Below are 24,086 nucleotides of genomic sequence, written 5' to 3'. Positions count from 1 at the left end.
CCCACATTTGATCTGCGCCAAACAAAAAGGCCCGCTTACTCAGCGGGCCTTTTATTTGGCTGCGATTCAGGTCAGAACCTGAACACTTCCATATCCGTACGAATCGGCGATGCCATCGGGATCTTCGGCTTTTCCGGGGCTGCCGGCTTGGCCGGCGCCGGGGCCTGCTTGCGCGGGGCCTCGGCAATCGGTGGCTGGTTGGCCAATGGCTTGAGGGCAACCGACAACTGCTCAGCCAAACGCTGCAACAACACGCCCTGGGCCTGGACCTGGGAAGCGGTGCTGCCGGCATGCTGCTCCTGCAGATGCACAATGCGGTTGTCCCGCACCTGGCCACGGCGGTCGATCAGGCGCCATTGCGCGTCAAGGATGGCCGGCTGCGAAGCCCCGGAGTCCAGGCGCGTGATAGTCAGCAACACCTGCACATCCGGCGTGAAGCTGGTGGGCGCCGGCGACAGCACCACACGCTGGCTGTCCAGATGGCCGGCCACCTGGCGCAGCATCAACTGGTTGATATCCGAAGACAGGCTACCGGCCCAACGGCCGTCGATGGAGCCTTGCAGGCTGCCATCGTCCTGGCGTTGCAGCAGGGTTTCACGTTGCAGGTAATCGGCAACCACGACCGGCCCGAGCAAGACCGCCATGCCAGCACTTTGCGCAGGTTGCGCCGGATTTCCGCTATCCAGCTGGTACAGCGACACCGGTTGGTGCGTAGTGCAACCCGCCAACCCCAAAAGGCCAGCGAGCATCAAAAATAAAGGAAGGCGTGGAGCAGTCATCATCCCATCCAGGTGGCTGCCACAAGGCAAACCACAATGTAATACTAAAAATAACCTATACGCGCTCAGCCACGCCGGCGCTGGAAAGGCCATATCATCCGTGAATATGCGCCATGACTCCAGCGCGAAAGCGCCGATCTACGCGTTAAATCGTAGATCGGGTGCTCTATATCGCTTTAAGCAGGTGTTTCTACCAGCAAAGCATCCACCCGCTGGAAGCCACGGGGCAATTTGTTCCCGCGGCGTCCACGTTCACCCTTGTAATGCTCAAGGTCATCAGGGCGCAGGGACAGCGTACGTTTACCGGCCTGCAGCACCAGGGTAGAGCCTTCCGGGATCACCGCGATGTCGGTCACGTACTCTTCGCGACTGGCCACCCGCTCCCCTGGGATACCAATGATCTTGTTGCCCTTGCCCTTGCCCAACTGCGGCAGGTCGCTGATCTTGAACACCAGCAAACGCCCCTCGGTGGTCACCGAGGCCAGCCAATTGCCTTCACGGTCCTCGACCGGACGCGGCAGGATCACCTTGGCGTTGTTCGGCAGGCTCAACAGCGCCTTGCCCGCCTTGTTCTTGGCCTGCAAATCCTCGCCCTTGACCACGAAACCGTAGCCGGCGTCAGAGGCGATGACGTACAGCGAGTCATCATCGGGCAGCAATACACATTCAAAACTTGCCCCTGGCGGCGGCGCCAGGCGGCCGGTCAACGGCTCGCCCTGGCCCCGTGCAGATGGCAGGGTATGGGCCGGCACCGAATAACTGCGCCCGGTGGAGTCGATAAACACCGCGAACTGGTTGGAACGCCCGGCTGCGGCGGTCTTGAACCCATCGCCGGCTTTGTACGACAAACCGGTGGCATCAATATCATGCCCCTTGGCGGAACGAACCCAACCCTTTTCCGACAGAACGACGGTAATTTTCTCGTTGGGCAACAGCTCGGTTTCGGTCAGGGCCTTGGCTTCGGCACGCTCGACAATCGGCGAGCGGCGGTCGTCGCCATAGGTTTCGGCATCTTTGATCAATTCGCTGCGCACCAGCTTCTTGAGCTTGGCTTCGCTGCCCAGCAGGGCTTGCAGCTTGGCTTGTTCCTTGAGCAGCGCGTCCTGTTCGTCGCGCAGCTTCATCTCTTCCAGGCGCGCCAACTGACGCAGGCGGGTGTCGAGGATGTAGTCGGCCTGGATCTCGCTCAGCTCGAAACGCGCGATCAGCTCGGCTTTCGGGTGCTCGGCGGTGCGGATAATGTGGATCACTTCATCCAGGTTGAGATAGGCGATCAGCAAGCCGTCCAACAGGTGCAGGCGACGCTCGACCTTGTCCAGGCGGAACTGCAGGCGGCGGCGCACGGTATTGACCCGGAACTCCAGCCACTCCACCAGCAGGTTGCGCAGGTTTTTCAGCTGCGGCTTGCCGTCCAGGCCAATGATGTTGACGTTGACCCGGTAGCTGGATTCCAGCTCGGTGCTGGCAAACAGATGCTGCATCAGCACTTCGTGATCGACCCGGCTATTGGTCGGGATGATCACGATGCGGCAAGGGTTCTCGTGGTCGGACTCGTCACGCAGGTCCGCCACTTGCGGCAGCTTCGACGGCTTGGCCTGCATCAGCGCGGCAATCTGTTCCAGCACCTTGGCGCCGGAGACCTGGTGCGGCAAGGCGGTGACGATGATGTCGCCATCTTCGATGTGGTACACCGCACGCATGCGCACCGAGCCCTTGCCGGTCTCGTACATTTTCAGCAGGTCGGCACGCGGCGTGATGATTTCCGCTTCGGTCGGGTAATCCGGGCCCTGGATATGCTCACACAGTTGCTCAACCGTGGCCTTGGGCTCATCGAGCAGGCGCACGCAGGCCGTGGCGACTTCACGCAGGTTGTGCGGTGGCACATCAGTGGCCATGCCCACGGCGATGCCGGTGGTGCCGTTGAGCAGGATATTGGGCAGGCGCGCCGGCAATACCAATGGCTCGTCGAGGGTGCCGTCGAAGTTCGGGCCCCAGTCTGCCGTGCCTTGGCCCAGCTCGCTGAGCAGCACTTCGGAGTAGCGCGACAGGCGCGCCTCGGTATAACGCATGGCAGCGAACGACTTGGGATCATCCGGCGCCCCCCAGTTGCCCTGGCCATCGACCAGGGTGTAGCGGTAGCTGAACGGCTGGGCCATCAGCACCATGGCTTCGTAGCACGCCGAGTCGCCGTGGGGGTGGAACTTGCCGAGCACGTCACCGACGGTACGCGCCGACTTCTTGTGCTTGGAGTCCGCGTCCAGGCCCAACTCACTCATGGCGTAGATAATGCGCCGCTGTACCGGTTTCAGGCCGTCGCCGATGTGCGGCAAGGCACGGTCCATGATCACGTACATGGAGTAGTTGAGGTAGGCATTTTCGGTGAAGTCAGCCAGCGACCGGCGTTCTACGCCGTCTAAGCTGTCTGCAAGGATGTCACTCATGCGGGCCTCATCATTGTCTGGTCTGGCGTAGCAGCAAGGTGCCGCCACGCTGGGTAAATTCAAGTTGTTTCAATGCGCTCATGCCCAACAGCACTTGCTCGCCACCCAGCCCCGGCGCCACCAGGGCGCGCACGTCCTGCAGGACGATATCGCCCAACTGCAGGCGGTCGAGGTGGGTGCGATAGCCCTGGCTGCGGCCGTTGGCGGTGCTCAAGGTCACCGGCAAACCGCGCTTGAGCCCCAGGCGTTCGGCCAACTCGGCCGGCACCGCCACATCGGTGGCGCCGGTATCGAGCATGAAATCCACCGGCTGGCCGTTGATCTGGCCAGTGGCGACGAAATGCCCTTGGCCGTTACCGACCAGTTTCACTTCGATATAACCCTCGTGTTGCTGTGAGGTGACCACGGCATTGGGGTTTTCCTGCCGCGCCTCCCATTGCCCGAAAAACCGCGTGGCCAGAAACAGTCCGGCACCCCAGGCCACGAACATCAACACCCGCCCGGCACGCTTGCCCGGTGGTTGCGCACTCAAGGCTGGGCGCTCCAGCCACCGGCCGGGGCGGCAAAACGATAGACCATCGGGCGTTTTTCAGCATCGGCCCGAGCGCCGAAATTATTGTCGATGCCAATCCAGGCGCCGTCGGCGTCAATCAACAGGGCTTCCGCCAGGCCGTAGTTCTGGGGGTAACGTCGATTTGGCACCAGGGCCTCATCGGCATACGACCAGCACAACTCGACCTTGGCCGTCACGCTGTCGCGCCGGCAGATCTGGAACGCGTTGCGCTCCAGGGTAAACAGCTTGCCGTTGAACAACGCCAGGTCAGCAAAGTCCTTGGACACCGCCCTGGCCCCCGGAAACTGCGCCGGTTGCATTTCCTGGCCGGCTTCGCTCAACAGTACGCACGGGCCATCACAATCCCAAACGCTTTGCCCGCGCTTGATCGAGATCAGCCCGCGCCGCTCACGCTCGGCTGCCAGCCAGATCTGGTTGCCCTCGGGGTTGACCGCCAAGCCCTCAAACAGGGCATTGAAGTGCAACAACAGGCCACTGGCCCGCGCCTCGCGGACCATGCCAGGGGCAATCTTCAGCCACTCGGGATCACCGCTTGCCGGCACCTGCAGCACGGCCGCATGGGCTTCGCTGACGATATAGCGATTACCCGCGGCGTCACAGCTGATGCCTTCAAAATCCAGGTCGCCGCCGCGAATTACCGACGCCGCCGTGGTGCGTGCGCGCAAGCCCCAGGGCAGGCCAGACTCGGGCACCGGCGGCACGTTGATCGTTACCGTCTCGGCCTGCCAGGTGTCGGCGCGGGTATCGAGGCGGTAGATCTGGTCGTCGTCGCGGTCAGAGACCGTCCACAAGTCCTTGCCACACAAGGCCAGGCCCGACAGGTTGCCGCCGCGCATGCCGTCTACAGGGTGTTCGGACAACAACTTGAGCTCGGCCGCAGGCTGGGCAACCACTGGGGTAGCAGCCAACCCGCTCAACAACAGTATCGCCAGGGCGAAACCGCTGCGCATCAGCCCAATACCTCGGCCAGGTTGCCTTTGGACTCCAGCCAGGCCTTGCGGTCGCCGGCGCGCTTCTTGGCCAGCAACATGTCCATCATTTCCGAAGTGGCGGCATAGTCTTCGAGGGTCAACTGCACCAGGCGCCGGGTGTTCGGGTCCATGGTGGTTTCGCGCAGTTGCGGCGGGTTCATTTCACCCAGGCCCTTGAATCGGGTGACTTGTGGCTTGCCGCGCTTCTTCTCGGCCACCAGGCGGTCGAGGATGCCGTCGCGTTCGGCCTCGTCCAGGGCGTAGAAGATTTCTTTGCCCAGGTCGATGCGGTACAGCGGCGGCATGGCCACGTAGACGTGACCGGCATCCACCAGCGGGCGGAAATGCTGGACGAACAGTGCGCAGAGCAACGTGGCAATGTGCAGACCATCGGAGTCGGCGTCGGCCAGGATGCAGATCTTGCCGTAGCGCAACTGGCTCATGTCCTCGGCGCCTGGATCGACGCCAATGGCCACGGCGATGTTGTGCACTTCCTGGCTGGCCAGGACTTCGCTGCCATCGACTTCCCAGGTGTTGAGGATCTTGCCGCGCAGCGGCAGGATCGCCTGGAATTCCTTGTCCCGCGCCTGTTTGGCCGAACCACCGGCGGAATCACCTTCGACCAGGAACAGTTCGGAGCGCATCGGGTCCTGGCCGGCGCAGTCCGCCAGCTTGCCGGGCAACGCCGGGCCCTGGGTAATGCGCTTGCGCTCGACCTTTTTGCTGGCCTTGAGGCGACGGCCGGCGTTGTTGATCGCCAGCTCCGCCAGGGCCAGGCCCAGTTCCGGGTGCTCGTTGAGCCACAGGCTGAACGCATCCTTGACCACGCCCGAGACAAACGCCGCGGCCTCGCGGGACGACAGGCGTTCCTTGGTCTGGCCGGAGAATTGCGGCTCCTGCATTTTCATCGACAGCACAAAGGCGATGCGTTCCCAGACGTCTTCCGGCGCCAGCTTCACGCCGCGCGGCAACAGGCTGCGGTATTCGCAGAATTCGCGCATGGCATCCAGCAAGCCCTGGCGCAGACCGTTGACGTGGGTACCGCCCTGGGCGGTGGGGATCAGGTTGACGTAGCTTTCCTGGACGCTGTCGCCCCCTTCGGGCAGCCACAGCAAGGCCCAGTCCACGGCCTCCTTGTTACCTGCCAGGCTGCCGCAGAACGGCTCGTTGGGCAGGCGTTCGAACTCGCTGACCGAGTCTTCGAGGTAGGAGCGCAAGCCGTCTTCGTAGTGCCACTCGACCTTTTCGCCGGTGCCTTTGTCTTCAAAACTGACCAGCAAGCCCGGGCACAGCACGGCCTTGGCCTTGAGTACGTGCTTGAGGCGGCTGATGGAGAATTTCGGGGAATCGAAGTACTTCGGGTCCGGCGCGAAGTACACGCTGGTCCCGGTATTGCGCTTGCCGACCGTGCCGACCACTTCCAGCTCGGTGGCCTTGTAGCCATCGGCGAAGGTCATCTGGTATTCGTTGCCGTCGCGCTTGACCTTGACCCGCACCTGCGTGGACAAGGCGTTGACCACGGAAATACCCACACCGTGCAAGCCGCCGGAAAACTGGTAGTTCTTGTTGGAGAACTTGCCGCCCGCGTGCAGCTTGGTGAGGATCAGCTCGACACCCGACACGCCCTCTTCCGGGTGGATGTCCACCGGCATGCCGCGCCCGTCGTCGGACACTTCCAGGGAATGGTCGGCGTGCAGGATGACCTGGACCGACTTGGCATGCCCGGCCAAGGCTTCGTCGACGCTGTTGTCGATGACTTCCTGGGCAAGGTGGTTCGGCCGACTGGTGTCGGTGTACATGCCGGGGCGTTTGCGCACCGGGTCGAGGCCCGAGAGGACTTCGATGGCGTCGGCGTTATAAGAGCTAGCGCTGGGAGTGGCCATGGGGTCTCGTCGTGAGTCGTTCGATTAAAAAGTAACCTGCGGTTTCACAATGCGGTGAAATCGAAGGATTGGTACTGATCTGCGCCAATGCCGGCAAAACTCAACAACGCCGGCAACTGTCGGCCAAAGCCCTGGTAACCGTGGTCGCCGCCAGCCTGGATACGCAAGGCACAGGCCCGGTAATACTGCTCGGCGAGGCGATAATCCAGTGTTTCGTCCCCGGTCTGCAACCACACCTGATAGCGCTGGGCATCCTGGGGCGCTGCAACCTCAAGCTCAGCCAGGGCCGCGACGTGATCGTGGGTCAGTTCCCAGGTTTCATCGGTGTAGAGGTTCTTCTGGGTGCCCAGGTAACCGTCGAACATGCGATGGGGGCTGACCGCCGGGTTGACCAACAGCGCCTTGAGGCCATGGCGTTCGGCAAGATGGGTTGCATAGTAGCCGCCGAGTGAGCTGCCGACCAGCAGCGGCCGCCCCAGCTCGCCGATCGCCTGCTCCAGCTGGGCCATCGCCTGGCGTGGGTGGTGATGCAAGGCCGGCACCCGCAGTTGGTCGGCCAGACCGAGACTGTCCATCACGCCCATCAGCAAGCTGGCCTTGGTCGAGGCCGGCGCACTGTTGAAACCGTGGATATACAAGATCGAAGCGGACATGCCGGGCTCTCCGTGCGTTTACAGCCAAAGGGGCGCAGTTTACAGGGAACGCGGGGGTTGTGGGTGCAGCCCATCGCCGCTGGCGGTACTATCGCTGACGCCGCGTTGATGAGCCGCCAGGCAGGAAAACCGCATGCAACTAGAATGGCTTGAGGATTTTATCGAACTGGCCCGCACCCGCAGCCTGTCGCGGGCCGCCGAAAATCGCTGTGTCACGCACCCGGCGTTCGGCCGACGTATCCGCGCCCTGGAAGAATGGGTCGGTACACCCTTGATCGAGCGCAAACAGCCCCTGTCACTGACGCCTTGCGGCGTGCTGTTCCTGGACGCCGCGACACAATCATTGCAACTGCTGACCACTGTCAGGGCGCAATTCAAAGGCACCACCCTGAGCCGCGACGAACCCGTGCGCATCGCCACCGGCCGGACCCTGGCCAGCGATTTTTTCCCGGACTGGTACGAGTCATTGCACCAGCGCCTGGGCAATTTTGCGGTGTCATTGGTCACCAGCGGGGCGCAAGAAGCGATCAGCAAGTTATCCGCCGGTGAGGTCGACCTGCTGTTGAGCTTTTCCAGCCCATTGACCCAGACACTGCTGGGCGCGGAGCGTTGCGACTCCCGGGTACTGGCCAATGAGGAACTGTTGCCGGTCAGTGCGCCGGACGCCAATGGCCTGCCGCGCCAGCAGATCTGCACCGCGCCCTGCGCCATGAGCATCCCCTGGCTGGCCTTTTCTCCGTCCCTGGCACTGCGCGGCGTGCTGGCCCAGCACCTTGAGCGGCTGCCACAGCACCTGGCGCTGCGCATGGTCTACCAGGCGGACTCTTATGACGCCATCCTGGAAATGGCCAAGCGTGGCAGAGGCCTGGCATGGCTGCCGCGCATGGTGGTCAAGGATGCGCTGGCCTCGGGCGAGTTGCTGATTGCAGGCGGCCCCGAGTTTCACGTCGCCTTCGACGTCTCGCTGCATCGCCTGCACGCCAACCAGAGCGAAATGGTCATGAAGATCTGGGAAGGTCTGTGAACCTGTCGTTGCGCCAACAGCGTTTGCGCTCATAGCTTCTGGCATTGCATCAACTCCAAGATGCGTAAAACCCAATGCCTGTCGGCCCCGTGCCAAAACAGCTCAAACCTGTGCCGAAACGGCAATTGCTGTTCGTGCGCACTTGATTCAATTTCACCCGGGCTTTCACCCATAACAATTAATGCCTTCGATCTCGTCAGGCCGCGCTGCGGTTCGGCGAATCCGAATGCCAACTGTGAAACAGACCCGGTGCACACCCATGACAGTCCCATCATCCGTCTTATCATCGGCACAGGCTCCAACCCAGCGAGGTCCATGGAAGGAGATCGTCGCTGCCAGTGTCGGTAACGCCTTGGAGTTTTATGATTTGCTGATCTACGGCTATTTCGCGGTAGTGATCAGCAAACAGTTTTTCCCATCCGATAACGAAACCACCTCACTGCTGCTGGCCGTAGGCTCGTTTGGCATTTCCTTCCTGATGCGCCCCCTGGGCGCCATCGTGCTCGGTTCCTACACCGACAGGGCCGGGCGAAAGGCATCGTTAACGATGTCGATCATGATCATGCTGATCGGCACCGCAATGATTACCTTCGCCCCGACCTATGAGCAGATCGGCTTGGCAGCGCCGCTGTTGATCATCGTTGCGCGCATGCTCCAGGGCTTTTCTACGGGCGGTGAGTTTGGTGCGGCGACCGCATTCATGGTCGAGCACGCCGATGCCAAACGCCGTGGCTTCTTTGCCAGTTGGCAATTGTCGACCCAGGGCCTGGCGACCATACTGGCCGCGGGGGTCAGTGCAATCCTCAGCTATGTGCTGTCGGATGTGCAGTTGAACGACTGGGGTTGGCGTGTGGCCTTCGGCTTCGGCCTGCTGATCGGGCCGGTGGGTTTCTATATTCGCACGCAAATCGATGAAACCCCGGACTTCAAGAAAACCGCCGCCAGCACAAAGTTGAAGACGCCGCTGCGCGATGTGTTGGTCAAAGGGCACGTCAGCCTGTTGCTGGCTATCGGCGTGGTGGCCGGGGCCACAGCATTCAACTATGTGCACAAGCTGTACATGCCCATTTATGCCCTTAAACAACTGAACATCACCGCCACCTCTTCGTATCTCGGGGCGCTGATGACTGGCGTGACCCTGATGTTGATGGCCCCGGTATTTGGCGGCTTATCCGATCGCTACGGACGCTTTCGGGTACTGACAATCGCCTTGCTGCTTACCGGGTTTTCGTCCTATCCGATGTTCGCCCTGCTCAACGCCTTCCCCAGCTTTTCTACGCTGCTGACCGTGCAGGCGATTGTCGGGTTGTTGATCGCTGCCTGCCTGGGGCCCATCCCGGCGATGCTTGCCGATATTTTCCCAACCAGCATTCGCGGGACCGGCCTGGCGCTGAGCTACAACTTTTCCGTCACCCTGTTTGGTGGTTTTGCGCCCTTGATCGTGACGTGGATGATCGACGCCAGCGGCAGCAAGCTGGCCCCCAGCTTTTATGTCATGGCGACCATTCTGATCAGCGTACTGGCGATTATCTGCCTGGGCCGACGCATGCGCGGCACCCACCCCGCTGCCCATTAAACAAACCCTTCTTGCTTGTCGCGCGCCAAGCCCGCGCGGCAAGTGCACACCTCGGTCAGTCGGAGACTGAAATGAAAACCCTTGAGCAGGTTCGTGCAGCACTCAAACCCTACCCCGTGGAGGTCCAGTTCCCTGATCTGAGCCAATGGAAAACCGGTAACTGCGGGATCGACTACATACACAGCTTCGACAGCGGCACGCCAGGGCCCCATGTGCTGATCATGGCACTGACCCATGGCAATGAAGTCAGCGGCGCAATCGCGGTGGACGCCCTGTTGCGTAGCGGGGTGCGCCCGCGCCAGGGGCGATTGTCACTGGGCTTTGCCAACATACAGGCCTATCAACGCTTCGACCCACAGGACATTGATGCGACCCGCTTTATTGACGAGGACATGAACCGCGTCTGGCTGCCATCAACCCTCGACGGCCCGCGCGACTCCGCCGAATTGCGCCGCGCCCGGGAGCTGCGCCCGCTGATCGACAGTGTGGATTTGCTGCTCGATATCCACTCAATGCACGAAGAATCACCGCCGCTGATGATGTGCGGTGCATGCGCCAAAGGCCTGGCGTTCGCCCAATCATTAGGCGTACCGGCAACCATCGTCGCAGACGCCGGCCACGCCAACGGCCGGCGCATGCGTGACTACGGCGGATTCGGCGATGCCGCCAGCCCCAAGAATGCGCTGCTGATCGAGACCGGCCAGCACTTTTCGAAAACCAGTGAACGGGTCGCCCTCGACGTCGCGGCCCGCTTCCTGATTGCGACTCAGGCAGTCGTCGAGGCGGATGTATCGACGTTTCTCAGCCAGGAAAAACCTGCAGCCCAGCAATGTTTGCAAGTCACCGACCCAGTGATCGCCCACAGCATGGACTTCAGTTTCACCGATGACTTTCGTGGCCTGGAGCGGATCAGCCACGCTGGCACGGTGATCGCCCGGGATGCCCAGCGCGAAATCGTCACGCCGTATGACAACTGCGTGTTGATCCAGCCTTCACTGCGGCATCTGGGGCAAGGCGTTACGGTGGTGCGGTTAGCGCGGGACTACCGTCAATAGATCAGTAGCCATTGCTACCGTAATCGACGGTGAAGGCAAACCCCTGGACCCGCTCTACGCCTGTTTCCAAGCGTCCATCGGCATGCAAACGCAGCCAGCGATAGCCAGGGGCCTGTTCGCTGACGTTGAAATCCTCACTGCCCGGGGCGAACTGGATACAGGTCGACGGCGACGCCAGCAGGCGCACGCCATGGCGTTCGCGGTCGATTTCCTGGTGCACATGCCCCCACAGCACCGCCCGTACCTGGGGAAACCGGTCGAGGACGGCGAACAGCGCCTCAGGGTTACGCAGGCCAATCGGCTCCATCCAGGCACAGCCGATAGGCACGGGGTGATGATGGAAGCACACCAGGTGATGGCGGCCCGGTGCTTCGCTCAACGCCTGGGCCAAGAGCTGCAGTTGCACATCCGCCAGATAACCCGGCACAGAGCCCGGCACGGCGGAGTCCAGCATAATGACCCGCCAGTTGCCCACATCCACCACCGGCTCCAGCAACGCACTGCCCATGGTGGCCTCGGCCATGACCTGCGGCTCATCGTGGTTGCCCGGGATCCAGCGCGCCGGGGCGCCGACCTGCTGGCTCAGTTCACGAAACAGCTGGTAGGACGCAAGCGTGCCGTCCTGGGACAGGTCGCCGGTGGCCAGCAGCAAATCAATCTGCGGCTGCTGGGCGCGGACCAGGTCAATCACCCGCTGCAGGCTGTCACGGGTGTTCATGCCCAGCAGCGTGCCGTCGGCCTCGGCAAACAGGTGGCTGTCAGACAGTTGCACCAGCAACGCCGGCGCATCAGGGTTCACGATGGATACGCTCGGCAAGGCGTTCTCCCAGGGCGATCACGAAAAATGGACAATGGGCGCAATTATGCTGGGGCAGGATACAAAGAGGAAACCCGTGAAGCAGACGCAGTTCACATCTACCGCACGACTTCAAACTCATGGCCCAACGCCAGGCAATGGCTCAACCACTCGCCGAGGAACACATTGAGCTGGGCTTTCTCATCGGGCTGGTGCATGAACACATTGGGGTAAGGATAGATGCTGCGAAAGCGCCGTGCATGTTCGGCGCTGACTACTTCGGCCATCTGTGCATCGTGATACACCTGCACTTCCAACTGCGGCACCGGCAGCCACGGCAGGCTGTGCTCCTGGCGCACCCGCAGGGTGCTGGTGTAGGGGCAGGTGAGGATCACTTCCAGGTTCAACACGCCGAGCATCTGGTCGCCGTGGGTCACGGCGATCCGGCGCGCTTCGGGCGCGTGGCGCATGTCCGGCAACAGGCGCATCAGCCGCGCGTAGTTAGCCTCGCAAGCGGCTTGCAAGCCGATCAGATCAACCCGGTAGCGTTCCCGTACCTTTACTGCCATAGCCCCCTCACTTCCGCGCGATTAAGCGCAAGCCATTGCAGGGCGATAATGCTGGCTGCGTTGGAAATTTTACCGTCGCGTACCGCTTGCAGGGCATCTTCAAAAGCCCAGACGGTGACACGGATATCTTCTGCCTCCTCGGCCAGGCCATGGATACCGCCGGCACCGGCACTGTCGCAACGCCCCAAAAACAGGTGGACGAATTCGGTGCTGCCACCCGGCGAGGGGAAATATTTGGTGATCGGCCACAGCGCGGAGAAGGTCAGCCCAGCTTCCTCTTCGGCTTCGCGGTGTGCAACCTCCTCCGGTTGCTCGTCCTTGTCGATCAGGCCGGCCACCATTTCCACCAGCCAGGGGTTGTCGGTGCGACCCATGGCGCCCACACGAAATTGCTCGATCAACACCACTTCATCGCGCTGCGGGTCGTAGGGCAGTACACACACGGCATCGTGGCGTACAAAAATCTCACGGTTGATAACCGGGCTCATGCCGCCATCGAACAACTCGTGACGCAGTTGCACGCGATCGAGCTTGTAGAAGCCGCTGTAGGCATTGTCGCGCTGAACCTCTTCGAATCTGGTCGGCGTCGATTTCGCACTGTCGGTCATATCAACCCTCGTTTAATCCGGTGTGTGTCTTAGCATCGCGCCATCCTACAGCGCTCGCGCGCCTCGGTGCAGCCCCTTTGCGGTTGCCGGGACGGGCGGCGGCGGTCACACTCACTGTAATCAGCTTAGTGGCGAACTGACTGGGATGCCGATAGTCGAAGCCCCATATCTTTCGCTCTTCTCCGCTTTATGAAGGACGCCCATGTCGCTGTTAAAAGTCGCCTCCGTGGCCTGTATTGCCCTGACGCTCGGTGCTTGCCAGAGCCTGTTCCAACCCAGCTACCGTGCGCCGCTGGAAGCCACTCGCGATGCCTCCGAGGTGGTGCAACCCGGCTGCACCACTGCCGATTGCCCGCTGGTGAACATCGATACGGTGCATTTCGCCAGCGAGCCCAAGCTCGATGCGTTGATCGAGCAACGCCTGCTGGAAATGACCCGCACCACCCCCGGCGCCCCGGTGCCGGCGACCTTGAATGCCTATCGGGAAAAATTCCTGCGTGAGTCCGGCCCGCGCAACAGCATGTATTTGCAGGCCAAGGTACGGGAGCAGCATGACGGCTTGGTGATCATCGAGCTGTCCAGCTACCTGGACACCGGCGGTGCCCACGGCGAACCCGGCCGTGGCTTCATCAACTACTCGCGCCAACAGCAAAAAAACCTGACCCTGGCGGACATGCTGCGCCCGGGCAAGGAAGACGCGTTCTGGAAAGCCGCCCAAGTGGCCCACAACAGCTGGCTGATCAGCACTCGCCTGAGCCTGGAGCCGGAGTACGTGAAAAGCTGGCCCTTCCAGAAAACCCCGAACGTGGCGCTGACCTACGGTGCCGTGGTGCTCAAGTACCCTACGACCACCATTGCGCCTTACGCCATGGGCCACGTCGAGTTGCAGATTCCTTACGCTCGCCTCGACGGCATCATCAAGCCTGAGCTGGTGCCCGTGCGCCGCTGAAAGCGCGCCCAAGGATAAATTGCAACAGCCCTGCCAGCGTCAGTGCCGGCAGGGTCGCGCCAATATCCGGGTACAGATTGGCCAGCAGATGATAGGTACTGACTCCTCCCAGCCAGGCCAGCAATGCCGGCCAGCGCAGGCTTGTAGCCAGGGCCTGGCCACGCCGGCGCAGAATGAAGTGGTCCACCAGCACCACGCCAAACAGCGGCGCGAATACCGAGCCGATCAACAGCAGGAAGTTCTGATACTGGGCCAAGGGCGCAAAGCAGGCGATCAGCGTGCACACAAGCCCAATCGCCAGCGCCAGGTGCTCGACTTTCAGGCGCAATAGCATGCCGCTGGACACCGCCGCCGAGTGAATATCAGCGAAGGCGTTTTCTGATTCATCCAACAGAATCAGCAACAGCGGAATCCCCAGGCCAGCCCCGGCCAACGCCAGCAACAGCGCATTGACTTCGCCACTGGGCGCAAACGCCAGGGTGTAGGCCACGCCCAGGCTCATCAGCCAGAAACTACCGATAAAAAAGCCCAGGGCGGTGCCGCCGAACACACGGGTGGCGCGCTGGCCGAAGCGTGAGTAATCGGCAATCAGCGGCAGCCAGGACAACGGCATGGCAATGGCGATGTCAAACCCGACGGCAAACGGCAGCGAACCATCGCCGGCCTGGGCCCACAGCGCGGCCAGGTCGGCCTTGGCGAACAGGTTCCAGGTCAGCCACAGGCACGCCGCCAGCAACAGCCAGATCCCCCACTTGCGCAGGATCTGCCGCACGAAGGTCAACGGGCCGCTGACCGCGAGCAACGTGGCGAGGCCGCCGAAGAACACGGTCCAGAGCAACGGGCTGGCCCACAGGCTGCCGGCGCTGAAAGCCCGGGTACCCAGCAGGCTGGCGGCATCGCGCATGACAATAATCTCGAACGAGCCCCAGCCGATCAGTTGCAACAGGTTCAACAGCGCCGGCAGGCTCGCCCCCTTGGCGCCGAGGCTGAGCTTGAGGGCGGCCATGGACGACAGGCCGGTGTCACTGCCGATCACCCCGACGGCAGCCAGCAACAGCACGCCCACCAGGGTACCGAGCAAGATCGCCAGCAACGACCCCGACAGGCCCAGCCCCGGCGCCAACAGTGCACCGGTTTGCAGGACCATCAGGCCGATGCCGAGGGAGAACCATAGGGAAAACAGATCGCGGGCGCCGAAGACTCTTTTATCGGCAGGCACCGCGATGTCAGGGGAATAGGTGCTGGGTTGAATGCTCAAGGGGGTTATCTCAGAGGGACATGATCGTTCCCACGCTCTGCGTGGGAATGCCGCTTTGGACGCTCCGCGTCCGCTTTGTGACGCGCAGCGTCACGGGATGCATTCCCACGCGGAGCGTGGGAACGATCATTGGGGTCAGACCTTTTTGTAGAGCTGACTGCCTTCCTGCTTGAACCGCTCCGCCTGCTCGGCCAAGCCCTTGGCCACATCCACGTCCACCGCCTCGATGCGCTGGTTGGCCGCGTACTCGCGCACTTCCTGGGTGATTTTCATCGAGCAGAATTTCGGCCCGCACATCGAGCAGAAATGCGCGACCTTGGCCGAGTCCTTGGGCAGGGTTTCATCGTGATAGGAACGTGCGGTGTCCGGGTCCAGGCCGAGGTTGAACTGATCTTCCCAGCGGAACTCGAACCGCGCCTTGCTCAAGGCGTTGTCGCGGATCTGCGCGCCCGGATGACCTTTTGCCAAGTCGGCCGCGTGGGCCGCAATCTTGTAGGTGATGATCCCGGTCTTCACGTCATCCTTGTTCGGCAGGCCCAGGTGTTCCTTGGGCGTGACGTAGCAGAGCATGGCGCAACCGAACCAGCCGATCATCGCCGCGCCGATGCCCGAGGTGATGTGGTCGTAGCCCGGTGCAATATCGGTGGTCAGCGGGCCCAAGGTGTAGAACGGCGCTTCGTCACAGCACTCCAGCTGCTTGTCCATGTTCTCCTTGATCAACTGCATCGGCACATGGCCAGGGCCTTCGATCATGGTTTGCACATCGTGTTTCCAGGCGATCTTCGTCAACTCGCCGAGGGTTTCCAGCTCACCGAACTGCGCCGCATCGTTGGCGTCGGCAATCGAGCCTGGGCGCAGGCCATCGCCGAGGGAGAAACTGACATCGTAGGCCTTCATGATTTCGCAGATTTCGTCGAAATGCGTGTAGGTGAAGTTCTCTTTATGGTGCGCCAGGCACCACTTGGCCATGATCGAGCCGCCCCGGGACACAATGCCGGTGACGCGCTTGGCGGTCAGCGGTACATAGCGCAGCAACACGCCGGCGTGGATGGTGAAGTAGTCGACGCCCTGCTCGGCCTGTTCGATCAAGGTGTCGCGGAACAGCTCCCAGGTCAGGTCTTCGGCGGCGCCGCCGACTTTTTCCAGGGCCTGGTAGATCGGCACGGTACCGATCGGCACCGGCGAGTTGCGGATGATCCACTCGCGGGTTTCGTGGATGTGCTTGCCGGTGGACAGGTCCATCACCGTGTCCGAGCCCCAGCGAATACCCCAGGTGAGTTTCGCCACTTCTTCTTCGATGGACGAACCCAGGGCGCTGTTGCCGATATTGCCGTTGACCTTCACCAGGAAGTTACGGCCGATGATCATCGGCTCCAGTTCGGTGTGGTTGATGTTGGCCGGAATGATGGCGCGGCCACGGGCGATTTCTTCGCGCACAAACTCCGGGGTGATGATTTTCGGCACGCTGGCCCCGAAGCTGTGCCCGGCGTGTTGCTGGTCGAGCAGGCCAGTGGCGCGAGCCTCTTCGAGCTTCATGTTTTCGCGGATGGCGACGTATTCCATCTCGGCGGTGATGATGCCTTTGCGCGCGTAATGCATCTGGGTCACGTTGGCCCCGGCCTTGGCGCGGCGCGGGTTTTTCACGTGGGCAAAACGCAGGGCGGTCAGCTCGGCGTCGCTCAGGCGCTGCTGGCCGAAGTGCGAACTGAGGCCCGCCAGGCGCTCGGTGTCGCCACGGGATTCGATCCACGGCGAGCGCACATCGCCCAGGCCTTTGCGCACGTCGATGATGATATTCGGGTCGGTATACGGCCCGGAGGTGTCGTAGACCACCACTGGCGCATTGATTTCGCCGCCGAAGTCGGTGGGGGTCACGTCCAGGCTGACTTCACGCATCGGCACGCGGATATCCGGGCGAGTGCCCTGCACATAGACTTTTTGCGAGCGGGTAAACGGCTGCACGGATCCGGAATCGACCTTGGCCGACTCACTCAAATGCACGGTGTTTTTTAGTTTTGTACTCATCACGGGCTCTCCAGACACATCCAGGCAGTGGATTTTTGTCGGAGTGAACCTGTGGCGGACGGACGCACTGGAACCAGTGCTGTGCTTGGCGCACGAGGGCTGTTCGATTGTCGAACAACATCCCGGACGAAGCACAAGAGGACTCGCCGGGTGACGAGAAATCTTGTTCCCTACGCAGGCGCTAACCTGATCAGGTTCAACGGGATCCGGTATTTACCGATCTCAGCCTCATAGCAAGGCACCCCGACAAGAACGAGGCCAGTCTAGACCATGGAGCAGGCAAATTGCCAATAGCGGTGCATTCAGCGTGATGAATGGCGCAATTACAGGATTGTTGTGCCGGGGTACGGCCACTACACTCGGCTCCTGCCTCAGCGGCTTGACGCTATGGATTGCTCGTCGTAGCCTTGAACGCTAAATTATTGTCGTAATATTTATCTAGGGATCGCCTCATGCTGCGCAAACTTTCACTGGCTCTTGCCGTGTCTTGTGCGACCAATGGAATGGTCTGGGCAGCAGAAGCGCCCTTGTCGACCAAAACCGATCTGGTCAGCGTCTACCAGGAAGCGGTGGACAACAACGCCGACCTGGCCGCCGCCCGCGCCCAATATGGCGCGCAAAAAGAAGTGGTGCCCCAGGCCCGTGCCGGCTTGCTGCCCAACCTTTCGGCCGGCGCCGACGTGAACAACGTACGCACCCAGATCGACACCCCGTCAGCCACCGCCAATCGCGATGCCCACACCTGGCGTGCGACCCTGAGCCAGCCACTGTTCCGTGCCGACCGCTGGTTCCAGTTGCAGGCGGCCGAAGCGGTCAATGAACAGGCCGCACTGCAGCTGTCGGCCACCGAGCAGGAACTGATCCTGCAAAGCGCGGAAAACTACTTTGCGGTGCTGCGCGCCCAGGACAACCTGGCCTCGACCAAGGCCGAAGAAGCCGCTTTCAAGCGCCAGCTGGACCAGTCCAACGAGCGTTTCGACGTGGGCCTGTCGGACAAGACCGACGTGCTGCAATCCCAGGCCAGCTACGACACCGCGCGGGCCAACCGGATCCTCGCCCAGCGCCAGGTGGATGACGCGTTTGAAGCGCTGATCACTCTGACCAACCGCCAGTACAACGCGATCCAGGGCATTGTCCACACCCTGCCCGTTTTGCCGCCAGCGCCGAATGACGCCAAGGCCTGGGTCGACACCGCCGGACGGCAGAACCTGAACCTGCTGGCCAGCAACTATGCGGTCACCGCTGCCGAAGAAACCCTCAAGCAACGCAAGGCCGGCCACGCGCCGACCCTGGACGCGGTGGCGCAATACGAAAAAGGCGACAACGACGCCCTCGGTTTCAGCAACCCCAACGCGTTCGGCCAGCCCTATCGTGGTGATGTCGAGCAACGCACCATCGGCCTGCGCCTGAATATCCCGCTGTACAGCGGCGGCCTCACCAGCTCCCAGGTACGTGAATCCTATTCGCGCCTGGGCCAGACCGAACAGCAACGCGAAGGCCTGCGCCGCCAGGTGGTGGAAAACACCCGCAACCTGCACCGCGCGGTGAACACCGATGTGGAACAGGTACAGGCACGCCGCCAGTCGATCATCTCCAACCAGAGCGCAGTGGAAGCCACGGAAATCGGTTACCAGGTGGGCACACGCAATATCGTCGACGTGCTCGACGCCCAGCGCCAGCTGTACACCTCGGTGCGCAACTACAACAACAGCCGTTATGACTACATCCTCGACAACCTGCGCTTGAAGCAGGCGGCAGGGACGTTGAACCCAGGGGATCTGCAGGATCTGGCGCGGTACCTGAAGGCTGACTACAACCCGGACAAGGATTTCCTGCCGCCGGATCTGGCCAAGGCCGCGTCCGAACAACTGAAGGCCCGCCCCAACAATTGAGCCACACCACAACAGCCGTGTGAGAGTTGGCTGGTGTGGGAGCCGGGCTTGCCCGCGATACAGGCACCTCGGTTTATCTACACGTCTCTTTAGTGATTCTTAGGTTTGTGTACATATCCGTTGCTGCGGTCATGGCCACTTAGGGTTCCGCCCTTACGGCGGCTCACTTTGGGGCTTTCCAAAGTGAGCCGCCGTAAGGGCGGAACCAATAGCCGCCGTAACCGCAGCAACGGAAATGTACACAACCCCAATAAGCACTAGATAAAAGAGTTATGTAGATACCTATGGCTATCGCAAGCAAGCCAGCTCCCACATTTTTGACCGAGCGGGGGTCAGGGTTTGATTAGTCTGTCCAAGCCATCGAGCAAACGCTTCAACGCGCCCTGATTAGCCTGCATCACCTTAAGCCCCGCCAGCGCCCGCTTGCGCGCATCCTGCGGTAGCTCGAACAGCTGCCGCACCACCTCGGCCAACCCCTCGGCCTCATCCACTTCCTGCAACGCTCCGGCCTCGCGCATCATCGCGGCGATTTCGAGGAAGTTGAACAGGTGCGGGCCACTGATCACCGGTTTGGCCAGCGCCGCCGGCTCCAGCAGGTTGTGCCCGCCATTGGGCACCAGGCTGCCGCCGACAAAGGCGCTATCGGCCAAGGCGTAGAGAAACAGCAGCTCGCCCATGGTGTCGCCGAGCAATACCGAGGTGTCGGCACCGACCGGCGCGCCGCTGGAGCGCTGCACCGTAGCAAAACCCTGCTGTTGGCAAAGCTCCAGCACTGCGTTGAACCGCTCCGGGTGACGGGGCACCAGGATCAGCAGCGCGTTGGGGTAACTGGCCAGTAGTTGTCGATGGGCAGCCAGCACCACTTCATCTTCGCCCTCGTGGGTACTGGCGGCGATCCATACCGGGCGCTCGCTGGCCTGCCATTGCTCGCGCAACGCAGCGGCGCGCGCCAGCAGTTCGGGGTTGATGGTCAGGTCAAACTTGATCGAGCCGGTGACTTCGACTGTTTCCGGGCGCGCGCCCAGGCTGCGGAAGCGCTCGGCCTCGGTGGCGGTCTGCACGGCAAACAGGCTCATTTCTGCCAGCATTGGCGCAGTCAGCTTGGCGAAACGCCCGTAACCCTTGGCCGAACGTGCCGACAGCCGCGCATTGGCCAAGGCCACGGGGATCCCGCGCTTGGCACATTGATGAATATGGTTGGGCCACAATTCGGTTTCCATGATGACCGCAAGCCTGGGCTGCACCCGGTCCAGAAAACGCTTGGCGGCACACGGTAAATCGTAAGGCAGGTAGCAATGCTGGATGCGCGGTTCATCGGCGAACAGCGCCTGGATCCGCTCCGAACCGGTGGGCGTCATGCAGGTAACGGTGATCGGCAACTGTGGATGCCGCTCCAGCAAACCGCGGATCATCGGCGCGGCGGCGATGCTCTCGCCCACCGACACCGCGTGCACCCAGATCCCGCCGGGCTTGAGTACCGGCAAGCCGTAGGAAAAGCGCTCGCTGACGCGCTTGGCGTAGGCCGGCGCCTTGCGGGCCCGCAGCCATAGACGTAAGGCCACCAACGGCAGCGCCAGGTAAAACAGACAGCTATAGAGAGTTCTATTCATGGCGGCGGAGTTTATCGGCTTTTTCAGCCGATCGCCTGCAAACACGCGGTAAAACGTTCGGCCAGAAAGCGCGCCGCCGGGCCCAGGGGCTCATCGCGCCGCCACACCAATTCCACCACCAGGGCCGGCGGCGTCCACTCGCTGTCCAACTCGACCATCTGCCCCTGATACGTCGGGTACTGCACCACATGCCGGGGCAACCAGGCCCAGCCCAGGCCGCGCACCAACCATTCGGCCAGCACGTAGAAACTGTCGGCGCGCCATACCTGGGGGCTGGCCGCCTCGCTGCCGGGGTAAACGCTGGTCTGGGTCGACATCAGCAATTGGCGAAACTGCGCCAGACGCTGGCAATCGACAAACCCACCCCTGGCCAGCGGGTGCCCGACGCCACACACCGTGACCATTTCCACACTGCCGACCACCCGCCGTTCAAGGGCCTCAGGGATCTGATCGTGGTAGAACAGCAACCCCAGGTCGGCCTTGCGCTCCACCAACTTGCGAGCGACATCGCCCTGGGCCGTGCTGGACAACTGCACCTCCAGGCTGGGAAATTTCCCGGCCAGCGCCTCAAGACTGTCGAGTACCGGCTGATACAGCATGGCTTCGTCCTGGGCCAGACGCAGCCGCGCTTCTTCGCCGCGCATCAGGGACAGGGCGCGGCCGTTGAGGCGCTCACACTGGCGCAGCACTTCCCGGGCTTCCTCCAGCAATACCGTGCCGGCCTCGGTCAGGCGTGGCTGACGACCGCTGCTGCGATCAAACAGGCTCACGCCCAGGTCGGCCTCGAGCAGAGCAATGCCATTGCTCACCGCCGATTGCGCCTTGCGCTGGTCCCGTGCCACCGCCGAGAACGAACGCTGCTCGGCGACGCTGACAAACAGGCGCATCTGCTCCAGATTCCACTGCACGCTCATCGGCTCAACCCATCTTGAATTCGGATAGGTAATGACTTTACCCCATCTGCGGATTCTCTAGAATGCCGGCCTTATTACACGCCCCAATTCCGAGGAACACCCCATGAACGCCGCCTACTACTACCTGGCCATTGCCATCTGCTCGGAAGTGATCGCCACCGTTTCCATGAAAGCGATCAAGGGCTGGAGCACGCCAATCCCCCTGCTGCTGGTGATCGTCGGCTATGGCGTCGCATTCTGGATGCTGACCCTGGTGGTGCGCACCGTGCCCGTGGGCGTGGCCTACGCAGTGTGGGCGGGGCTGGGGATCGTCATGGTCAGCATCGCGGCGCTGTTTATCTACGGGCAAAAACTCGATCTGCCGGCGATGCTGGGGATGGGCATGATTGTGCTGGGGGTGGTGGTGATTCAGTTGTTTTCGAAAACCGCGGGCCACTGACCTTCTACAGTTGTTGATCCTGGGCAAAGATCCCGCTGTCGAGTCTGTATACTTGGCCTCTTGTTCCGAACACTGAGGTCGCCCCATGCCATCCGTTATTTCCACCGACGTCCTGATTGTCGGCGCCGGGGTTGCCGGCCTCTGGCTCAATGCGCGCCTGCGCAGCCAGGGGTTCTCCACGATTGTGGTGGAGAACGCGACCTTGGGTGGCGGGCAGAGCGTGAAGTCCCAGGGGATCATTCACGGCGGTGCGAAGTACGCCCTGCATGGCGCCCTGACCGGCGCCTCCGAAGCCATTGCCGATATGCCGCGACGCTGGCGGGAAGCGCTGGCGGGCAGTGGCGAGCTGGACCTGACGGGCGTGCGCCTGTTGTCCCAGGCTCATTACCTGTGGTCGCCGGGCACCCTGGCCGGCAACCTCACCAGCTTCTTCGCCAGCAAGGCGGTGCGTGGCCGCGTCGATCAGGTCAAGGGTGACGATTTGCCGCCGGCCCTGCAAGACCGCCGCTTCAAGGGCAAGGTCTATCGCCTGGCCGAACTGGTGGTGGACGTGCCGAGCCTGATCGAGCGCCTGGCACAACTGGCCGGCGACGGCCTGCTCGCCGGGCAACAGATCGAACCGCTGCTGGAAGATGACATCCTCGTCGGCCTGAAAGTCGACGGCCGGGCGATCCGCGCCCAGCGCATCGTGCTGAGTGCCGGCGGCGGCACCGCCGAGCTGCTGACGGCCCTGGGCCTGAGCCAGCCGGCCATGCAAAAACGCCCGCTGCATATGATCATCGCCAAGGGCCCCGGCCTCAAACCTCTGTACGCGCACTGCCTGGGTGGCGGCACCAAGCCTCGGATCACCATCACCACGCACCCGGCCGCCGATGGCCGTTGGGTGTGGTACATGGGCGGTGATATTGCCGAGACCGAAGGCGTGCACCGCACGCCCGCCGAGCAGATCGCCACGGCGCAAAAGGAACTGGCGCACCTGCTGCCATGGATCGACATGAGCCAGACCCAATGGGCGACCCTGCGAGTAGACCGCGCCGAACCCCTGCAAACGGGCCTGACCCGGCCGGACAACGCGTTCCTCGCCGAACAGGGCCGCTTGCTGGTGGGTTGGCCGACCAAGCTGGCCCTGGCGCCGGACTTCGCCGACCGGGTGCTCAGCGCCCTACAACGTGACGGCATCCAGCCAACGCCAAGCACACCGCTGCCCGAACTGCCGCGCCCGGCCATCGCCCAACCTGCCTGGGAGCAATTGTTGCCATGAGCCTACCGACCCTGCATGACCTCCATCGCCCCCTGGGCAGCACCGGCCTGCTGGTGTCGCCACTGGGCCTGGGCACCGTGAAGCTGGGGCGCGACCAGGGGGTGAAGTACCCCAATGGTTTCCAGATCCCCAATGATGAAGAAGCGCGCATGTTGCTGCGCCAGGCCCGCGAGCTGGGGATCAACCTGATCGACACCGCCCCCGCCTACGGCCATAGCGAAGAGCGCCTGGGGCCGTTGCTGCGAGGCCAGCGCCAGGACTGGGTGATCGTCAGCAAGGTCGGCGAAGAGTTTGCCGACGGTGTGTCCCATCACGATTTCAGTGCCGCCCACACCCGGTTGTCCGTGGAGCGCAGCTTGAAACGCCTGGAAACGGATTTTATCGACCTGGTGCTGGTGCATTCCGACGGTAATGACTTGCATATCCTCAACAACTGCGAGGTGTACCAGACTCTGGCGGAGCTTAAGCGCGAGGGCAAGATTCGCGGTTTCGGCTTCTCCGGCAAAACCGTCGAAGGCGGGGTGAAGGCTCTGGAACAAGGCGATTGCGCCATGGTCACCTACAATCTGAGCGAGCAAAACGAAAAAGCCGTGATTGATTACGCTGCCGCCCATGGCAAAGGCATCCTGGTGAAAAAGGCCCTGGCCAGTGGCCATGCCTGCCTTGAACCGGGAGTGGATCCAATTCACGCCAGTTTCACCTTGTTGTTTGCGCAAACGGGCGTGGCCAGTGCTATTGTCGGGACCATCAACCCGCTGCACCTTGCCCATAATGTGGCAACCGCTGCCAAGATCATTCGCCAATCCTGA

General features: G+C 62.2%; 21 protein-coding genes and 1 riboswitch. Of the genes, 8 read left to right on the top strand and 13 right to left on the bottom strand.

Annotated elements, in window-relative coordinates:
- Positions 1–71: 71 nt before the first annotated feature.
- From HU773_RS03210 to HU773_RS03185, 6 genes are all read right to left on the bottom strand, one after another.
- A complete protein-coding gene (locus HU773_RS03210) occupies positions 72–779 on the bottom strand; it encodes a PqiC family protein (RefSeq protein ID WP_057444497.1) in 708 nt (235 codons plus the stop codon).
- A 176-nt stretch (positions 780–955) separates the two neighbouring features.
- Entirely contained in the window at positions 956–3,220 is a 2,265-nt protein-coding gene (gene parC / locus HU773_RS03205) for a DNA topoisomerase IV subunit A (RefSeq protein WP_057437367.1), read from the bottom strand.
- Between the two features lie 10 nt (positions 3,221–3,230).
- Positions 3,231–3,752 carry a retropepsin-like aspartic protease family protein gene (locus tag HU773_RS03200; RefSeq protein ID WP_057437365.1) on the bottom strand — a complete coding sequence of 174 codons (522 nt, stop codon included), beginning with the start codon at positions 3,750–3,752 and terminating at the stop codon, positions 3,231–3,233.
- On the bottom strand, positions 3,749–4,744 hold the full coding sequence (locus tag HU773_RS03195; RefSeq protein ID WP_057958140.1) for an esterase-like activity of phytase family protein: 996 nt from the start codon (positions 4,742–4,744) through the stop codon (positions 3,749–3,751). The genes HU773_RS03200 and HU773_RS03195 overlap by 4 nt, the downstream gene beginning before the upstream one ends.
- The gene (parE, locus tag HU773_RS03190) at positions 4,744–6,648 is read right to left on the bottom strand and encodes a DNA topoisomerase IV subunit B (RefSeq protein WP_057437361.1); all 1,905 of its coding nucleotides are present in this window, start codon (positions 6,646–6,648) and stop codon (positions 4,744–4,746) included. The genes HU773_RS03195 and parE overlap by 1 nt, the downstream gene beginning before the upstream one ends.
- A gap of 44 nt (positions 6,649–6,692) precedes the next feature.
- The gene (locus HU773_RS03185; protein WP_115127248.1) at positions 6,693–7,301 is read right to left on the bottom strand and encodes a YqiA/YcfP family alpha/beta fold hydrolase; all 609 of its coding nucleotides are present in this window, start codon (positions 7,299–7,301) and stop codon (positions 6,693–6,695) included.
- Between the two features lie 133 nt (positions 7,302–7,434).
- Between HU773_RS03185 and HU773_RS03180 the strand changes: the two genes are divergently transcribed.
- From HU773_RS03180 to HU773_RS03170, 3 genes are all read left to right on the top strand, one after another.
- A complete protein-coding gene (locus HU773_RS03180; RefSeq protein WP_057437349.1) occupies positions 7,435–8,325 on the top strand; it encodes a LysR family transcriptional regulator in 891 nt (296 codons plus the stop codon).
- A gap of 226 nt (positions 8,326–8,551) precedes the next feature.
- Positions 8,552–9,901 carry an MFS transporter gene (locus HU773_RS03175; RefSeq protein WP_325166529.1) on the top strand — a complete coding sequence of 450 codons (1,350 nt, stop codon included), beginning with the start codon at positions 8,552–8,554 and terminating at the stop codon, positions 9,899–9,901.
- 71 nt (positions 9,902–9,972) lie between these two features.
- Complete coding sequence (locus tag HU773_RS03170; RefSeq protein WP_120731380.1) at positions 9,973–10,956, top strand: M14 family metallopeptidase; 984 nt, start codon at positions 9,973–9,975, stop codon at positions 10,954–10,956.
- Between the two features lies 1 nt (position 10,957).
- On the opposite strand, the gene cpdA is transcribed toward HU773_RS03170, so the two are convergent.
- The 3 genes from cpdA to HU773_RS03155 all read right to left on the bottom strand — a co-directional run bounded on the left by cpdA (position 10,958) and on the right by HU773_RS03155 (position 12,929).
- A complete protein-coding gene (cpdA, locus tag HU773_RS03165) occupies positions 10,958–11,773 on the bottom strand; it encodes a 3',5'-cyclic-AMP phosphodiesterase (RefSeq protein ID WP_057958135.1) in 816 nt (271 codons plus the stop codon).
- A gap of 98 nt (positions 11,774–11,871) precedes the next feature.
- Positions 11,872–12,321 carry a DUF1249 domain-containing protein gene (locus tag HU773_RS03160; protein ID WP_057437343.1) on the bottom strand — a complete coding sequence of 150 codons (450 nt, stop codon included), beginning with the start codon at positions 12,319–12,321 and terminating at the stop codon, positions 11,872–11,874.
- Positions 12,312–12,929: an NUDIX domain-containing protein gene (locus tag HU773_RS03155; RefSeq protein ID WP_057437341.1), complete on the bottom strand. Its 618-nt coding sequence runs from the start codon at positions 12,927–12,929 to the stop codon at positions 12,312–12,314. The genes HU773_RS03160 and HU773_RS03155 overlap by 10 nt, the downstream gene beginning before the upstream one ends.
- A gap of 202 nt (positions 12,930–13,131) precedes the next feature.
- Between HU773_RS03155 and HU773_RS03150 the strand changes: the two genes are divergently transcribed.
- Entirely contained in the window at positions 13,132–13,878 is a 747-nt protein-coding gene (locus HU773_RS03150; RefSeq protein WP_057437337.1) for an RsiV family protein, read from the top strand.
- Here the strand turns inward: HU773_RS03150 and cytX are convergent.
- Positions 13,847–15,136 carry a putative hydroxymethylpyrimidine transporter CytX gene (gene cytX, locus HU773_RS03145; RefSeq protein ID WP_186625918.1) on the bottom strand — a complete coding sequence of 430 codons (1,290 nt, stop codon included), beginning with the start codon at positions 15,134–15,136 and terminating at the stop codon, positions 13,847–13,849. The two genes, HU773_RS03150 and cytX, sit on opposite strands and share 32 nt — an antisense overlap.
- Before the next feature lie 135 nt (positions 15,137–15,271).
- Complete coding sequence (thiC, locus tag HU773_RS03140) at positions 15,272–17,161, bottom strand: phosphomethylpyrimidine synthase ThiC (RefSeq protein WP_057437335.1); 1,890 nt, start codon at positions 17,159–17,161, stop codon at positions 15,272–15,274.
- Between the two features lie 150 nt (positions 17,162–17,311).
- Positions 17,312–17,417, bottom strand: a riboswitch (TPP riboswitch).
- Between the two features lie 196 nt (positions 17,418–17,613).
- On the opposite strand from thiC, the gene HU773_RS03135 reads away from it, so the two are divergent.
- Positions 17,614–19,053, top strand: a complete 1,440-nt coding sequence (locus tag HU773_RS03135) for a TolC family outer membrane protein (protein ID WP_120731374.1) — start codon at positions 17,614–17,616, stop codon at positions 19,051–19,053.
- A gap of 332 nt (positions 19,054–19,385) precedes the next feature.
- On the opposite strand, the gene waaA is transcribed toward HU773_RS03135, so the two are convergent.
- Positions 19,386–20,663 (bottom strand): lipid IV(A) 3-deoxy-D-manno-octulosonic acid transferase, encoded by a 1,278-nt coding sequence (waaA, locus tag HU773_RS03130; protein ID WP_120731372.1) that lies wholly within the window; start codon positions 20,661–20,663, stop codon positions 19,386–19,388.
- Positions 20,664–20,686: 23 nt separating this feature from the next.
- Positions 20,687–21,577, bottom strand: coding sequence for a LysR family transcriptional regulator (locus tag HU773_RS03125; RefSeq protein ID WP_057958130.1), 891 nt, complete (start codon positions 21,575–21,577; stop codon positions 20,687–20,689).
- A 103-nt stretch (positions 21,578–21,680) separates the two neighbouring features.
- On the opposite strand from HU773_RS03125, the gene HU773_RS03120 reads away from it, so the two are divergent.
- The 3 genes from HU773_RS03120 (at position 21,681) to HU773_RS03110 (ending at position 24,086) form a co-directional block, all read left to right on the top strand.
- A complete protein-coding gene (locus HU773_RS03120; RefSeq protein WP_057437331.1) occupies positions 21,681–22,016 on the top strand; it encodes a DMT family transporter in 336 nt (111 codons plus the stop codon).
- A gap of 85 nt (positions 22,017–22,101) precedes the next feature.
- Complete coding sequence (locus HU773_RS03115) at positions 22,102–23,277, top strand: NAD(P)/FAD-dependent oxidoreductase (protein WP_057958129.1); 1,176 nt, start codon at positions 22,102–22,104, stop codon at positions 23,275–23,277.
- Positions 23,274–24,086, top strand: coding sequence for an aldo/keto reductase (locus tag HU773_RS03110; protein ID WP_057958128.1), 813 nt, complete (start codon positions 23,274–23,276; stop codon positions 24,084–24,086). The genes HU773_RS03115 and HU773_RS03110 overlap by 4 nt, the downstream gene beginning before the upstream one ends.

The sequence above is a fragment of the Pseudomonas shahriarae genome (assembly GCF_014268455.2).
In the GTDB taxonomy this organism is placed as follows: domain Bacteria; phylum Pseudomonadota; class Gammaproteobacteria; order Pseudomonadales; family Pseudomonadaceae; genus Aquipseudomonas; species Aquipseudomonas shahriarae.
The sequence above is the reverse complement of the archived record's forward strand: the minus strand, read 5'-3'. Positions and strand labels throughout refer to the sequence as shown.